General features: G+C 61.6%; 11 protein-coding genes and 1 pseudogene. 11 read left to right on the top strand and 1 reads right to left on the bottom strand.

Annotation, left to right across the window (positions count from 1 at the left end; translation table 11 throughout):
- Positions 1–90: 90 nt before the first annotated feature.
- From AC5Y42_RS00435 to AC5Y42_RS00410, 6 genes are all read left to right on the top strand, one after another.
- Positions 91–1656: a class I SAM-dependent DNA methyltransferase gene (locus AC5Y42_RS00435; RefSeq protein ID WP_499894900.1), complete on the top strand. Its 1566-nt coding sequence runs from the start codon at positions 91–93 to the stop codon at positions 1654–1656.
- Positions 1653–2858 carry a restriction endonuclease subunit S gene (locus tag AC5Y42_RS00430; RefSeq protein WP_499894898.1) on the top strand — a complete coding sequence of 402 codons (1206 nt, stop codon included), beginning with the start codon at positions 1653–1655 and terminating at the stop codon, positions 2856–2858. The genes AC5Y42_RS00435 and AC5Y42_RS00430 overlap by 4 nt, the downstream gene beginning before the upstream one ends.
- On the top strand, positions 2855–3604 hold the full coding sequence (locus AC5Y42_RS00425) for a TIGR02391 family protein (protein ID WP_499894896.1): 750 nt from the start codon (positions 2855–2857) through the stop codon (positions 3602–3604). The genes AC5Y42_RS00430 and AC5Y42_RS00425 overlap by 4 nt, the downstream gene beginning before the upstream one ends.
- Positions 3601–6750, top strand: coding sequence for a type I restriction endonuclease subunit R (locus AC5Y42_RS00420; RefSeq protein WP_499894894.1), 3150 nt, complete (start codon positions 3601–3603; stop codon positions 6748–6750). The genes AC5Y42_RS00425 and AC5Y42_RS00420 overlap by 4 nt, the downstream gene beginning before the upstream one ends.
- A gap of 58 nt (positions 6751–6808) precedes the next feature.
- Complete coding sequence (locus AC5Y42_RS00415; RefSeq protein ID WP_499894892.1) at positions 6809–8224, top strand: DUF2130 domain-containing protein; 1416 nt, start codon at positions 6809–6811, stop codon at positions 8222–8224.
- 527 nt (positions 8225–8751) lie between these two features.
- The gene (locus AC5Y42_RS00410; RefSeq protein ID WP_499894891.1) at positions 8752–8949 is read left to right on the top strand and encodes a hypothetical protein; all 198 of its coding nucleotides are present in this window, start codon (positions 8752–8754) and stop codon (positions 8947–8949) included.
- Between the two features lie 186 nt (positions 8950–9135).
- Here the strand turns inward: AC5Y42_RS00410 and AC5Y42_RS00405 are convergent, their stop codons facing one another.
- Positions 9136–9702 (bottom strand): recombinase family protein, encoded by a 567-nt coding sequence (locus AC5Y42_RS00405; protein ID WP_499894889.1) that lies wholly within the window; start codon positions 9700–9702, stop codon positions 9136–9138.
- Positions 9703–9958: 256 nt separating this feature from the next.
- Here AC5Y42_RS00405 and AC5Y42_RS00400 point away from each other — a divergent pair, with 256 nt between their 5' ends.
- From AC5Y42_RS00400 to AC5Y42_RS00380, 5 genes and pseudogenes are all read left to right on the top strand, one after another.
- On the top strand, positions 9959–10201 hold the full coding sequence (locus AC5Y42_RS00400) for a hypothetical protein (protein ID WP_499894887.1): 243 nt from the start codon (positions 9959–9961) through the stop codon (positions 10199–10201).
- A 63-nt stretch (positions 10202–10264) separates the two neighbouring features.
- Positions 10265–10606 (top strand): annotated as a pseudogene (locus AC5Y42_RS00395) (8-oxoguanine DNA glycosylase OGG fold protein); the annotation flags it as partial.
- A 49-nt stretch (positions 10607–10655) separates the two neighbouring features.
- Entirely contained in the window at positions 10656–10955 is a 300-nt protein-coding gene (locus AC5Y42_RS00390) for an 8-oxoguanine DNA glycosylase OGG fold protein (RefSeq protein WP_499894885.1), read from the top strand.
- Between the two features lie 219 nt (positions 10956–11174).
- On the top strand, positions 11175–12797 hold the full coding sequence (locus AC5Y42_RS00385; RefSeq protein WP_499894883.1) for a hypothetical protein: 1623 nt from the start codon (positions 11175–11177) through the stop codon (positions 12795–12797).
- Positions 12794–15496 (top strand): phospholipase D-like domain-containing protein, encoded by a 2703-nt coding sequence (locus tag AC5Y42_RS00380; protein WP_499894882.1) that lies wholly within the window; start codon positions 12794–12796, stop codon positions 15494–15496. The genes AC5Y42_RS00385 and AC5Y42_RS00380 overlap by 4 nt, the downstream gene beginning before the upstream one ends.
- Positions 15497–15544 lie beyond the last annotated feature (48 nt).

Here is a 15544-nt window from a genome sequence, read left to right as displayed (position 1 = left end):
CACCGGCTGTTTACATCGGCGCCACTTAGTCGGATTGGACTTGGTGTCCGGCAGAGAGTTAACGGCAACAACGCAGAAGGGAGGCCCCAAATGGCACGAGCCGTACGCAAGGCCGCAATCAAAAGCCTTGAGCAAAAGCTCTGGGACGCCGCCGACGCCCTGCGCGGCAATCAGGAGCCGAGCGAGTACAAGCACGTCGTGCTCGGCTTGGTGTTCCTCAAGTACATATCCGACCGATTCGAGGGGCGTCGCAGAGAGCTTGAAGCCGAACTTGCAGCCGAAGGGTTGAAGCCAGAGCAGATCGAGCGTCTCGTCGAGGACCGAGACGAGTACACCAGCCAGTCGGTGTTCTGGGTTCCCGCCGCCGCCAGGTGGGGCATCATCCAGAAATCCGCGAAGCAGCCTGATATCGGCGAATCCATCGACAAAGCGATGGATCTCATCGAGCGCGAGAACCCAAAGCTGCGTGGCGTTCTGCCACGCAATTACGGTCGCGAGGACCTCGACAAGGGTCGCCTCGGTCAGCTCGTTGACATCATCGGCTCGATCGGGTTCACCGAGACCGATGACCACGGGTCCGATGACGTGCTCGGCCGGGTCTACGAGTACTTCCTCGGCCAGTTCGCAGGCAGGGAGACCGGCAAGGACGCGGGGGCGTTCTACACGCCCCGCTCGGTGGTCAAGACCCTCGTCGAGATGCTGGAGCCCTACCATGGCCGTGTTTACGACCCCGCGTGCGGCTCGGGCGGCATGTTCGTCCAGTCCGCCGAGTTCGTGAAGGCGCATGGCGGGAAGCGCAACGACATCTCCGTGTACGGCCAAGAGTTCACCGCGACCACTTGGAAGCTCGCGAAGATGAACCTGGCACTTCGTGGCATCGACGCCGACCTCGGCGACAAGTCCGCCGACTCCTTCACCCAGGACCTGCACCCCGACCTACGGGCCGATTTTGTGCTCGCCAACCCTCCGTTCAACGTAAGCGACTGGTGGAACGCGAAACTCGCCGACGACGCCCGATGGAAGTACGGAACGCCTCCGGTGGGCAACGCCAACTTCGCCTGGGTGCAGCACTTCATCTACCACCTCAGCCCGCGCGGCACAGCCGGATTCGTGCTCGCCAACGGGTCGCTCAGCTCGAAGAGCGGCGGCGAGGGTGAAATCCGTCGAAGGCTCATCGAGGCCGACCTGGTCGACTGCATCGTCGCGATGCCCGACAGGCTCTTCTTCAACACAGGCATTTCGGTGAGCCTGTGGTTCATTAGCAGGGACCGAAACGGCAACGCGCAGCACCGCAAGCGCAAGGGAGAGGTGCTGTTTATCGACGCCCGAAAACTCGGGGCGATGATCAATCGCCGCCTCCGCGAGCTGTCCGACGACGACATCGGGCAGATCGCCGGCGCCTACCACTCCTGGCGAAACCACGACGGCGGCTACGAGGACGTCGCAGGATTCGCAAAAGCGGCGTCGCTCAAAGAGATAGCGCAGCACTACTTTGTGCTAACGCCGGGGCGCTATGTCGGCACCGAAGAACCTGAAGCCGAAGACGAACCGATTGCGGACAGGGTCGAGCGGCTGACGAAAGAGCTGTTTGCTGAGTTCGAACAAGGCCGTCAGCTTGAAGCGCAGATCCGAGCCCGACTGGACGTACTCGAATGAGCAGCGGGTGGAGAACCCCCACACTCGGTGAGTTGGAGCGCGAATCCAATGGCGTGATTCAAACCGGTCCGTTCGGGAGCCAGCTTCACGCGAGCGACTACTCCACTGTTGGGACGCCAGTTGTGATGCCGACAAACATCCGCGATTTGCGGATCTCGACGGACGGAATTGCTCGCGTATCTAGCGAACACATCGAGCGCCTCGCCCGACACAAACTAAAGCCAGGGGACATTGTTTACAGTCGGCGAGGTGACGTTGAAAAGTGTGCACTAGTCACGGAGTTCGAAAACGGATGGCTGTGCGGGACGGGCTGTCTGCTTGTCCGTGTGGGTGGCCCCACCGTCGATGCGCGGTGTTTGGCCTACGCACTATCGCTCCCGGCCACTCGAAACTGGATTAGTCAGCACGCCGTAGGCGCAACCATGCCCAATCTCAACACAGGTGTTCTGCGGGAGGTGCCCGTTTATCTACCACCTATCGCAGAGCAGCGCTCCATCGCCGCCACCCTCGGCACGCTTGACGACAAGATTGAATCCAACGAACGCCAGCGCGGTTTGCTGCGGAAACTGGGGGCCGCGCGATTCGCCGGTGCCCTAGCTGACGGTGAAGTTGAGCGACCGCTCCATTCCGTCACAACCAGTATCGCTCGAGGGGTCTCGCCCAAGTACGCCGACGATGAGACTTCGGCTCCACTCGCGCTGAACCAGAGGTGCATCCGTGACGGCTGGGTGTCGCTGGCACCGGCACGGCGCGTGCAGGACCGAGTCGTAGCGTCCGCGCGGAAGGCGTCGAGCGGCGACATCCTGGTGAACTCGACTGGAGTCGGCACGCTCGGGCGCGTTGCCCGATGGCACGAGGGATCGATCTTCGTCGACAGCCACGTCTCTGTGATCAAACCAGACGTCGCTGAGGTTGGTCCCACTGTGCTGGCGTACGCAATGCTCGGGCGCGTGCCTGATATTGAGGCACTGGGCGAAGGGAGCACTGGCCAGACTGAACTCAGCCCGACTCGGCTCGGTGAATTCAAGGTGCGCCTTCCGGACGCCGCGAACATGAGTGTGCTTGAAGAAGAATTGTTCGCCTTGGAACGCCGCGCAGACCACCTTGCTACCGAGAATGGCTGTCTCGCATCGATACGCGATGTACTTCTTCCCGAGCTGTTGTCCGGCCGCATTCGGGTGCCGGTCGAGGAGGCGTCGTGAGCACCCTCGACGCGGAGTGGGCCATCAATGCGTTGCAGGAGTTCGTACGAGCAACCGACCAAGTTGCGTACAACAACCGTCCCGGCAGCGGTGTCGTCATGCTAGGAACTCACCAGCGGTCTGCAGACTCCGAGGTCGCGGAACTCGCGCACGTCGCCGAGCAGATCCTCGATCGCGTGCTACCGGATTGGCGGCACGCCGACGACCGGCCTTCCGAGGTACGGCACAAAGCTCGCTGGAATCACTTGCGCGACTGGGCCGGACGCGGCATCGCCGCCCTACGGCGCGAGCAAGAATTGCGCGAGAACCTCGGAGACGATGCTCCCAACATCTCGGCGGGCCAATTGCACCCTTGGGTGTGGAGTGGCGCCCGCTCACTGTGGCAGTCAGGGCACTATCGTTCCGCCGTTGAAGACGCTGCGAAGAAGGTGAATGCCGAGACACAGAACAAGGTCGGGCGTCGTGATGTCAGCGAGACCGACTTGTTTAAGCAGGCGTTCAGCCTAGACACCGCGGGCCCTGGGAAGTCTCGGCTGCGGCGCCGGAAGCCCGACGGCAGCGAGACCTACAAGTCCGTTCAGCGCGGCGCCTGGGCACTGGCAGAAGGCATATATGCCGGTATCCGCAACCCGCTCAACCACGAAGACCCGAAGGACATCGACGAGCAGATCGGCCTGGAGTACCTGGCCGCACTCAGCGTGCTTGCTCGCTGGATAGATGACGCGGAGGTCGAAACAGCACCGTGAGGAACTTTAACGAATCCATCGTCGAGAATGCTGCCCTCGAATGGCTCGCCGACCTCGGCTACCAAACCTTGCATGGGCCGAGTATCTCGCCAGGCGGCAATGGCCCCCAACTTCGTGACTCATTTACCGACGTTGTGCTCATCGACCGACTGCTGCCGACTGTTCGCGGGCTGAACGACGGTATCGACAAAACCGTCATCGACCAGGCCATCAAGCGCCTACTCCGCCCTGAATCCCAAAACCCGATTGATGAGAATTACCGAATCCACCAGTTACTCATCGGCGGCGTACCGGTCGAGCACCGAGGGGCGGACGGTCAGACGCGCACCGTCCGCGTGAAACTGATCGACTTCGAGAATCCCGAGATGAACGACTGGGCGGCGGTCAATCAGTTCACCGTGACGAAGGACGGTAGGAACCGTCGCCCCGATGTCGTCGTCTTCGTGAATGGCATGCCGCTGGCTCTGTTCGAGCTGAAGAACCCCACCGATGAGAACGCCGACATGAAGGGCGCCTGGAACCAGATTCAGACCTACCGCCACGACATCGGGTCGATCTTCGACTTCAACGCATTTACCGTCATTTCGGACGGCGTGCCCAGTGCCGCCATGAGTTCGTTCACCGGCGCCTTCGAGCACTACGCACCCTGGAAGACCATCGACGGTCGCGACGTCGTCACGGACCGGCCCTCCCTCGAAGTAATTATCCGAGGCGTGTTCGAGCCGAAGCGATTCCTCGACATCCTTCGCAACTTCGTGGTCTTCAGCGACGAGACGATCACCGACACGGCCACGGGCCAGCCGATGCGTTCCCTTGTGAAGCGGGTTGCGAAGTATCACCAGTACTGGGCTGTGAATACCGCGGTCGAGTCGACCGTGAAGGCCGCAAGCCCCGAGGGTGACAAGCGTGGCGGTGTGGTCTGGCACACGCAAGGGTCGGGCAAGAGCTTCGAGATGGTGTTCTACGCCGCGAAGGTCATGCGCGATCCACGCACGGAGAACCCGACCCTCGTCTTCATTACTGACCGCAACGACCTCGACGATCAGCTCTTTGGCGAGACCTTCTCGCCCGCGACCATTCTCCCTGAGAAGCCGGTGCAGGCCGAGAACCGCGCCCATCTGCGTGAGCTGCTCACGCGAGCGTCCGGCGGTATCGTCTTCACGACCCTGCAGAAGTTCGCGCCCGAGGCTCGTGGTGACACCAACCCGGTGCTCACCGACCGACGCAACGTGATCGTCGTCGCGGACGAGGCACACCGGTCGCAGTACGGGTTCGGTGAGACTCTCGACCCTGAGGGGCGGCTTAAGGCCGGCCTCGCCAAGCACATGCGGGACGCGCTTCCCAGCGCGACCTGCCTCGGCTTCACCGGAACGCCGATCGAGACCACCGATAAATCCACTCAGGCCGTCTTCGGCGATTACATCGATATCTACGACCTCACTCGCGCGGTCGAAGATGGGGCGACTGTGAAGATCTTTTACGAGCCCAAACTTGTCAAGGTTGGCTTGAGCGATTCTGTCTACGGCCAACTCGACGACCTTGCCGACGAGATCACCGAGCAGGTCGAGGAGATGGCTGCGGCAGCGGCAAAATCTCGCTGGGCCCGCGTCGAGGCCATCGTCGGGACGGACGAGCGTCTCGACCTCGTGGCTCGGGAGATCGTCGAGCATTGGGAGAAGCGGCGTGAGTCGCTGATCGGTAAGGGCATGATCGTCGCGATGAGCCGCCGTATCGCGGTCAAGCTCTACGAGAAAATCGTCGCCCTTCGGCCCGAGTGGCACACCGACGACCCCCGCACGGGAAAAATCAAGGTCGTCATGACCGGGTCCGCGGCCGACCCGCAAGAGTTCCAGCCACATCTGCATGACAAGGCGACCCGGAAGGAAATCCAGCTTCGGGCAAAGAATCCCGACGATGAGTTGCAACTCGTGATCGTGCGCGACATGTGGCTCACCGGCTTCGATGCGCCCGTGATGCACACGATGTATGTCGACAAGACGATGCAGGGCGCGGGGCTCATGCAGGCTATTGCGCGCGTCAATCGGACCTTTCGTGACAAGCCGGGCGGCCTGATCGTTGACCTGATTGGGGTCTACTCCAACCTGCAAGAGGCACTCAGGGTCTACTCGCCGTCGGACCGCGATCAAGCGGGTGTGCCCATCGACGAGATGGTCGTCGTCATGCTGGAGAAGCACGACATCGTGACATCACTGCTACACGGAGTGACATTCGACTCGTCCCCAGAGCTAACTGCATCGGAGAGGCTGGCCCAGTACGCGAAGGTGCTCGACTTCGTCATGGCCGATCCCGATCGCACTAAGCGGTACAACGATCAGGTACTCGCCCTCGCCAAGGCGTACGCGTTGTGCGGGGCTCGGGATGAGGCGGCCGCGATAAGTAACGACGTTCGTCTCTTCGTCGACGTGCGTGCCGCGATCCTGAAGATTCTCGACCCCGGTTCGGGTCGCAGCGGATCGGGTGCGGTCGATGTCGATACCGCTATCGGGCAGCTTGTCGATCAAGCGGTGTCGGGGGACCAGGTAATCGACATCTACCAGCTCGCCGGCGTCGAGACGCCTGAGCTGTCAATCCTCTCTGATGAGTTCCTCGATGGCCTTGCGGATAAGGACAAGCCGAATCTTCAGATCGGTCTGCTACGTCGGCTCCTTGACGACCGGATTAAGACGATCAAGCGAAGCAATGTCGTGCAGACGCGGAAGTTTTCCGAGATGCTCGACGAGGCCATAAACAGGTACAACAACCGGTCGCTCACCTCGGCGCAGATCATCGCCGAACTTGTAACGCTCGCGAAGCAGATGCGCGAAGAAATGAATCGGCATGCCGCCCTGGGCCTTCGTGAGGACGAGATCGCCTTCTACGACGCCGTCGCCCAGAACGACTCGGCCGTCATGGAACTCGGCGACGCGACACTGAAGGCGATCGCTCGGGACCTGGTACGAACGATCCGCGACAATTGGACGATCGACTGGGACGTCAAGGAAAGCGTGCGTGCGAGGATGCGCTCAGCAGTTCGCCGCATCTTAATTCGCTACGACTACCCTCCCGATGCCGAAGTTGAGGCCATCGAATTGGTCATCGAGCAGGCCGAGATCTTCGCCAACAACGAGGACGAATTCATGTTCTGAGGTTTACATCTTCCCCGTCACGCCAGATTGACCTTGGTGACACGGAAGGAGGTAGCCAGTGAACGAGATTAAATGCCCGCACTGCGGAACCGTATTCACCATCGACGAGGCAGATTACGCCAGCCTCGTGCAGCAGGTGCGCACGGTGGAGTTCGAGAACGAACTCCACGAGCGGCTCGCTGAGGCCGAAAAGGCCAAGAATGCCGAGATTAGGCTCGCCGAGACGAAGGTCGCGCAGCAAGCGCAGGAGGATGCCGCACGGAAAGACGCTGAGATTCAGCGGCTCAAGAACGAGATTGAAGGAGCCGGGACTGCGCAGGCGCTCGCATTGGCGAAGGCGGCTCAGGAGGCACAAAAAGCTCTCGGCGACAAGGATTTTCAGATCGAGAGACTAAAGACTGAGCTGAAAGGCGCAGACACCGCGCAGGCTCTGGCGATCGAGAAGGTCGGCAAGGAGGCCCAGAAGGCCGCCGTCGAAAAGGACGTGGAGATCCAGCGTCTGAAGGCCGAAATCGAAAAGGCCGCCATCACTCAGGAACTCGTCCTCGCAGAGGCCACCTCTGCCGTGCAGCACAAGCTCGCCCAGACCGAGAACCGGCTCGCCCTCCAGGAGGCGGAGCAGAAGGTCACCGAAGCAGCGCTCAAGGAGAGCCACTCCAAGGAGATCGCGCTCAAGGATGACCTCATTGAGCGCCTTAAGGACATGAAGGCCAAGCTTTCCGTGAAGCTGCTGGGCGAGAACCTCGAGCAACACTGCGAGACCGAATTCAACCGGATGCGGGCGATCGCGTTCCCGAACGCCGAGTTCGGCAAGGACAACGACGCATCTAGCGGAACCAAGGGCGACTACGTCTTCCGGGACTTCAATGACGACGGGGTCGAGTACATCTCGATCATGTTCGAAATGAAGAACGAGGCCGACTCGTCGTCGAACAAGAAGAAGAACGCTGACTTCTTCGCGAAGCTCGATAAGGACCGGCGGGAAAAGGGCTGCGAGTATGCAGTTCTCGTGTCCATGCTCGAAGAGGAGTCCGAGCTGTACACCGGCATCACCGACGTCTCACATGAGTACCCGAAGATGTTCGTCGTCCGGCCGCAGTTCTTCCTCCCCATCATCGCACTGCTCCGCAACGCCGCACAGGAAACCATCGTGGTCAAGGCCGAGCTGGAGCAGGTGAAGAAGCAGAACATCGACATCACCAACTTCGAGTCCGAACTCGAAGGGTTCAAGTCGGCATTCGGCAGGAACTATGACCTTGCGAAGCGCAAGTTCGATACTGCGATTAAAGAGATCGACTCCGCCATCGACCGCCTCCAGAAGGTGAAGGACGCACTGCTCGGCTCCGAGAACAACCTGCGGCTCGCCAACGACAAGGCGACCGCCCTCACCGTCAAGAAGCTCACCCGGGGTAACGAGACGATGAAGACCAAGTTCGCCGAACTCGAACCGCCGCCGGAGTCTGGGGCAGCCTGACCGAGCCGGCTGGAGGTGCCCGTCAGCCCTAACGGGTCAAGGGGCGTTCCAGAGGGCTGGCGGACTCAGGCCGACTCCGATGGGTACCTCGGTGATCGCGCCTGAGTCGCTAGGCTGGTCACTGGCCCTCCAACACCGATGAAATGCGCCGATACATCAGACACCAGTGGAGCGCGGCCCGCCGGTTCTGACGGAAGCAATGGCCCCAACCTGTGGACGAGTCTGGGTGCGGGGGCGTGAAATTGGAAAGAACCGTCGCGCAGCTTCCTCCTTCGGCGTTGTCCTCGACGACTTCGCCTCGTCCCAGTCAACTCTTCGACAGACATCTCCCCGCCTGCTTCCTCGGGGTTCGCACCGCCCAGGAAGATAGCCGCAATGTCGCCCCGGTCGAATCCCGCAGTGAGCGCGTCGTCAACCTGACCTTTGAACTCGCGAAAGCTTGTGGATGCCGACATGCCCAGCCAAGAACACTCGGGTTGATCGACATGCGCAAAAGAATCTGACTGCAGAAGTGCCTGCGAAGCGTGGTGGACGATCGTGACGGCTTCTGTTCTGAGCGACCGCTGGCGTTCGTCGCCAGACGCCGCTCGCTGCCATCAAACGCCATCGATCCCGATGCGCCGGTCGATCGCAAAGGCGAGGGCGAGGAAGGCGGCGTCACTACCCATCAACGTCAATACCTTGACGCGCATCTCGTTGAAGTCGGACGCTACGGGCTGTGTTGAAAACCGCGTTCAATTCTGGGAACTGCCTCGGGTCAAGTTTGTTGCCTTCCAACATCGTCTTCCTCCCACGGCTTCGAACCACCCCTATATCTGCCCATAGCGTCGAAGAGTTCGTTCGGGTGCCGTCTGGTCCGAACACGCGCTGAGTTCCACACTGCACTCTGCCGGCATTCGACTTAAGGCATGTCAGGCAACAGAGGACTCGCAAGCGAGATACCGGTACGTCGTTGCCCGGGAGACTCCCAACATCTTCGCGATATCGGCGGCCGTGACGCCCTTATCCCGAAGTGTTCGGGCTTTGGCGGCGTCGGCGTCGTCGACCTTGCGCGGACGTCCACCCTTGCGTCCGTTGGCCGCGGCGGCGGCCAGCCCGGCGCGGGTCCGCTCGACCATGGTGTCGCGTTCGAGTTGGGCAAACGCGGCCATGATGGTCAGCATCGCCTTGCCCATCGCACCGTCGGTGTGCAGGCCCTCGGTGATGCTGCGGAACCCGATGCCGCGGGACGTCAGTTCATCAATAACGGCGAGCACGTGTTGAGTGTTGCGCCCGAGCCGGTCGAGCTTCCAGACCGTGAGGATGTCGCCTTGACGGAGGTGGTCCATGCAGGCCTTCAGTTGTGGGCGGTTAGCGGTCGAGCCGCTGACGCCGAGGTCGGTGAACACGCGGGCGGCGCCGGCCTCGTCAAGCGCGTCGAGCTGTAGTTGGGGATTCTGGTCAATGGTGCTGACCCGTGCGTACCCGATGATGGCCATCGCCGCTCCTGTCTCATAATCCCGCGTGATCTAGGTTTCGATACTATACGGTTTTAAGACAGGTTTTCAAGACAACCGGGGGGTGCTTAACCCCTGCTGGTGGAATCGGTGACAGGCCGGCGGTCGCAGTCGCATCAACCCATCGTTTTCGAGACCTTCGGCGCTCTCGAGCATGCTGCATACATCCGAGGTGGTCGCAATAGCGAGCGCCTGCGGGGCGGAGTTGTTGTCGGTGGCCACAGCTACCGTGCCGATGATGGAGTCTGTCGACGCTGTTAACCCAGGTGACTCAGCGCTACAAGAGTTGCTCGCGACGATGGCCGAGCACACCCACGATGCTGAGCGCCATGACAAGCTGCTGGACTTCCTGTTGATCGTGCCACCACTTGTGGACTGGCCGACAGACTCGCTGGAGGCGCTGCGGGAAACGTGCCAATACATCATCGGCCTCGCTCGCCTCGACCGCGAGCTCGCACGGTTTACCGAGAATGAAGAGTGACACGCGCTCACGACAGTCGCCCAACACTGCGATTGACCTGAGCCAAAGCGAGACAATCAGACGGTGACTGCGACTCCACTTAGCGACATCCAGCTACCTGTGCGGGCGGTAGACCAGCTCAGGAGTGTCGATGCCCGCGATTGGATCGCGGGCCACGCTATAGAGGTTGGTCGCGCCTGGTGGACATCTGCACTCCACGAGCAAGGCTTCGACGACACCGTGGTCGGAGACACCATCCGCCGTGATGACATCTTCGCGCTGGCCGATGACGCCCTGGGGAGCCCGGCCGCAGCGCTGACTCTGCTGTGGAACTCACTTGCTTGGGGAAGCGGCAGCAAACGACGAAACAACAAGGGTCGCATCGCTTCTGTCGCTCGCGACCCAGATCGCATAGGTGCGCTGCTTCAAGAGGCAGCGAGGCTCAGCCGAACCGATCCGCGCTCGGCCTACGGACGTGTTGTATCCGCGCAATCGCACGGCCATCCCCGAGTTAGGACCGGCGTTCTTCACCAAGTACCTCTACTTCGCGGGGGGCGGAGATGCAAGCCATCCTTGCTGCATCCTCGACGAGAACGTGGCCCTGGCGCTACAAAGAGCATGCGACTGGGCATCGCTGCCGACCAAGAATTGGCTCGCGACCGCATACGACCGCTATGCGACATTGCTCGGAAGGTGGGTGGACCAGCTCGAATTGTCGCGCCTCGACGTTATCGAGCGTTGGCTGTTCGAGGAAGGCAAGAGCATCAGTCGATGATTGCGGAAACACCCGGATCGCTTGGTCCCATGACCGTGAGTCGCCCGGTTTGAGAGGCTGACCGTAGAGGGAACACCCTCATTCACTGATTGCTGCGTTTGATCAAGGTGGGGCGTGACAGGTACGGGGTTGGTCTGGGGACTGGACCATACTGGTCCGAGTTGGGCAGCACGGATGTTTGCGCCTACGTCGGGCCAGGATCATTTGGGCCTCGGTTCAGTGAGCTCGGACCGCATACTGCCGCTGCTGTCGCCGGGTATCAACGTGTTGACCATTCACCCGCGCTACTGGTCGTTCTACCTGTTCGTGCTAGATGAGTTCTGGTCGCGCGAGCTGCCACGTAACCGAACCGCATTCCGCGATTTCTATCGGCCACGAGAAGCGCTTTTCGCAACGGCTTGCAACCTCTGTGACGCGGAGGAACACGCGACACTAGGCGGGCACATCGTGGGTTCGCAGAAGATCGCGCGGCTGACCAAGCAGGAGCAGTTCGACCCGAGCTACGACTACATCAAGGAGACTTTGGGCGGTTACTCGCTCTATTACCGCTCCACGATGGAGGCCACCGGAACCATCGTCACGCCGTCGCCGCGCAACGGCTTCGTGTACGACGCCCCTACAGCGCCCGGTCGCGCGATCGCAGACGCGTATCGGAGGGCCATCAGCACGACCACCCTTTGGCAGGACTACCTCGGCGATCCCCTCGAAGAATCTATTTCCCGCGAGGTGCTGATCGCGTTCGCCCGCCACGGCTGCCTGTGTCAACTCGCCACAGCCGACGACTACGACCTTCCCCTGCTGCAAGATCTATTCACTCACTCAGGAAGCGCGGACGAATCGGCGGCGCGGCGCGGGACCTTCCGACTGCTGCTGGACGTGAGCACTACACGTCAGCCCGAGACGCTGACCGAGGACGCCTTTCGCCAGCTCATCTACTTTCGCACCCTCGACGGCGAGCTCTATCAGCCGCGCGCAGATCTGCTCGACGTCGCACGCCGGTGGCGGCTGTTCCAGGCGCGCGAGTACTTCTCATTCGCTTTCAACAGACTCTTCGGATGGCTTGTCCGGCGAGGGCAGCACGAGTCTGACGACGGCCTCGTCAACCTGCCGATGGGGCAGATGTGGTCGTGGGTCGACGACGCACTGGACGAAAATGCCTTCGCTTCCGATGAGCTGGGCACCTTCGGCGCCTCGACTCGGGCTTCCGAGTTCGCCAACACGCTCGCTACACACGTCGACCTCGACGCTGGCGTTGACGAAGCGTGGTCTCGGCACCCAACGCTCGATGAACACGCGCTTTATTGCGCGCACCCGACGAGGTCGGATACGCCGGAGACCGTCGTCGCGATGATCGCGATGCTGCTGCTGATCTACCGCCGCATCGGATCGCCGGGGCGCGTCGCCGACCTCCGCGACGACGAGCGCCTGGTGACCGAGGGCGCCACCACCCGCATCGGCATGGCGTGCTTCTTCACTGAATTCAACCGCCGACTTATGGCGGGCGCCACGTTGTCGGCTCTGGCGCGGTGGATCATTCACGACTACGTCGTTATTCAGCACGAGCGTGTCGCCAACGCCAAGCTGCCAGACGATACGTTTCGACTCAGGCGCGTCGGCGACTCGATCCGGTTCTCCACCCAGGCCGCGCCGGCCGATTTCAACGACAGCCGATACACCGCTCTAAGTGCCACCGTGGAGGAACTCGGACTTGTCTCGAGTTTGCTCCGACCGAATCGCCAGTTGACTCAGGCAGGACAGACCCTGCTCGAGACAGGCGACCTGCCAATGGGTCTGCTCACCGAAGCGGCCGCGCCCTACGTTTTCGACCTAGAGTCATCATGACCAGCGACTCCACTCCGATACCGTCGATCCGACTCCCCGATCTCCTTCAGGGATCCTGGACGTCGATACTGGTGCTGACCTACGGCGTCGATCTCGGGTTCCTTGAGCGTCGATTGCTCAGCCAGCTTCATCGCGTCCCGGTGCGGATTGTGCTGGCGGACGCCGGTCGGCTCACGCGTCGCTACGCAGAGGCGGCGCAGACTGGCCAACGTCTGGCCATGGCCAATCGGACGTGCCTTATCGGCCCGATACGTCATCACCGGGCCGCGCACGCCAAGGCGGTCTTTTTGTCGAACCCAACCGAAGGATTGCTTCTTGTCGGCTCGGGAAATCTCGGGCACGACGGTTACGCGTCGCCAGGCGAGCTCTGGCACGTATTCGCATATCGCGAGGACCGTCGAGAGCACCTCGCGGAATTCATGACTTTGCGCCATCTCGTCGACGGGCTCGCTCAGAGCGGCGCGCTCGACGACCCGACATCCCAGATGCTCGAACTGGTGTGGGCGCAGAGCCCGTGGTTGCCTACGTCTGACTCGTATGCTGCTGGGGCCGTTCGCCACAACATGCAGTCACCACTGATCGAGCAGTTGGCAGACGCGGTTGATTTCGACGTCGACGTCGCGACCCTCTACGCCCCCTTTCACGATCCCGACTGCGCGGCGGTGTTGGCGGTACTCAACAGGTTCCACCCCAGGCGGCTTCGTCTTCTGGTCTCACGAAACACATCGGTGGACGCCGACCGGCTCGACGAGATCATCGCAGCGACGGCAGGCGCGACCTGTGAGCAGCTCGAGGTCCGAGACGATCCTGCAACGTTTATACACGCCAAGTGGATTCACCTCGCAGGCACCGATCGCGAGGTCATGCTGACCGGCTCGGCCAACCTCTCGCGATCAGCGCTGTTGTCCACTGCCGCCCAAGGGAACATCGAACTCGGGATCGTCAGCGTCCGCGACGCCGGTGGCCTCGACGATCTCTACGCACCACTAAACCTCACCGAGTTGGCTTCCTGCACAGAACTGGATCTGAGCTTCCACTCCGAGGCCGACGAGGTCGACGATCCAGCGAAGCCTTCGCTGCTTTGGAGCAGGCTGGACAAGGGCCGATTAACCCTGGAGTTTTCCTTCCTCGGGTCCGACGTGGCGGTCGCACTGACAGCGTTCGAACGACCGGTCGGCATCGTCAGTATCGATAGGGCCGATGCCACCATGACCCTCACGCTCGACACAGCCGACGCGGGCAGGCTCGCCGACGGTGGGCCCATCTGGGTTTCACTCTCCGGCGATCACCAGATATCCACTGTCACATGGCCGTACCAGTTGTCGACGTTGAAAGGCCGACTCGAGCGGACCACAAACCGCGACCTGCTCGCCAAGACGGGAACGCTCCCGGAGGAGGACACCGAACTACTTCTCGTGCTGCGCGAGCTCGAGGGCACTTTGATCTTCGACGCCGTGACCGCGTGGCGCGTCGCGAATGCAGGCGGCGCCGAGGATCCCTTGTCGCAAGATCAGTCATCGATCCGCTGGGAGGAGCTCGACTGGGACCGGATCCGGCGAGACCCACGCTACGGCGCATACCTGTATGGGAGCTCGCGCGGAACCATCGACCACACCGACATCGAAGTCGTCTTGGCATCAATTTCGGGCCGTCTGGATCCGCTAGGCGGCGACTCCACCGTTTCCGCCGACGACGACCTCTCGATATCCGGCGATACGACGACAGCGAACGACCCGGACGAGGACTCCGACCGTGCCAACAGCCAGCCGCTCGGTGTTGCCACGCGAACCCGCATGGCCATCAACCGATTTGTGACTCGGTACGCCGCCGCGACTCGAGACAAGGGATTCATCGACAAGCTCGGTCCGACGTTGGCGGTGCACAACGCCGCGATTTTTATCCACGTCGTCTTTCAACTACTCCTCAAGGACGCGGCGGATCCCGGCCGTGCGGTTTCGGCCCATCTGGCGGCGTGGACACTGTTGTGGGGCACGGATTCCGACGATCCCGGACTAGTCGCCGAACTGGCCGGCGAAGAACACGCCGCAGCGCTGCGCGTGCTCGAGGACGCCGGGACACGTGCGACGGTGTTGCGCACACTGAGTCACGTCGCCGAACTGGACTTGCCTACTGAAGTTGATGGCGAACTGCGCGACTCGATCAGGCATCTCGTGACGAGCGGCACTTTCGACCTGGATGCCGAGTTCGTAGGCCGATCACGATCTGAAGCTGCGCAGACAATGGCACAGTTGCGCGCTCTCGAGCGAATCACGTGCTTCCGTAGTCGAGCCGAAGTTGCGGGCTACGTCCTCGCTCCCCTGGAGGTTGGCGCTCGCGACATCGACTGGAGCAATGACAAAGTTCATCGCGCGGGCTCATCGACGACCAAGGGTGAGCTGCACCAGTCTCAGACATTGGTGGTCCGTTGCCGCATCGATGCACTCGATGGCGAGAGGATCAAGCGCATGCTGGAACGCTTCGTGGCGGCAACGGAAGTCATCGAGCCCAACAGGGACTACTGGCGCATCAAATTCGATGGCAACCCGGGTTGCGTCGGGGCCTGGGACAAAACAGCACGCCGAGGATTGGCCGACGCTGACACCGACCAGGACTTCTTTGAACTAATTCCCGTGTGGCCGAAGTGGACATCGCGACTACGGAGTCTTGAAGCGCGGGTGCCTAGCGCCATGTCGGCGTAGCCCTCCGGGCGACCTCAGTTGGCAGATCCTGAGCGGCAGTCGCAAGGT

The organism is Mycobacterium sp. NGS48 (assembly GCF_059812585.1).
This window is presented reverse-complemented; position numbering and strand designations above follow the sequence as displayed.

Bases quoted from the DNA above. Each gene is read 5' to 3' on its own strand.
- AC5Y42_RS00435 (WP_499894900.1), top strand. From the start codon at position 91: ATGGCACGAGCCGTACGCAAGGCCGCAATCAAAAGCCTTGAGCAAAAG.
- AC5Y42_RS00430 (WP_499894898.1), top strand. From the start codon at position 1,653: ATGAGCAGCGGGTGGAGAACCCCCACACTCGGTGAGTTGGAGCGCGAA.
- AC5Y42_RS00405 (WP_499894889.1), bottom strand. From the start codon at position 9,702: ATGGCCATCATCGGGTACGCACGGGTCAGCACCATTGACCAGAATCCC.
- AC5Y42_RS00400 (WP_499894887.1), top strand. From the start codon at position 9,959: ATGGAGTCTGTCGACGCTGTTAACCCAGGTGACTCAGCGCTACAAGAG.
- AC5Y42_RS00380 (WP_499894882.1), top strand. From the start codon at position 12,794: ATGACCAGCGACTCCACTCCGATACCGTCGATCCGACTCCCCGATCTC.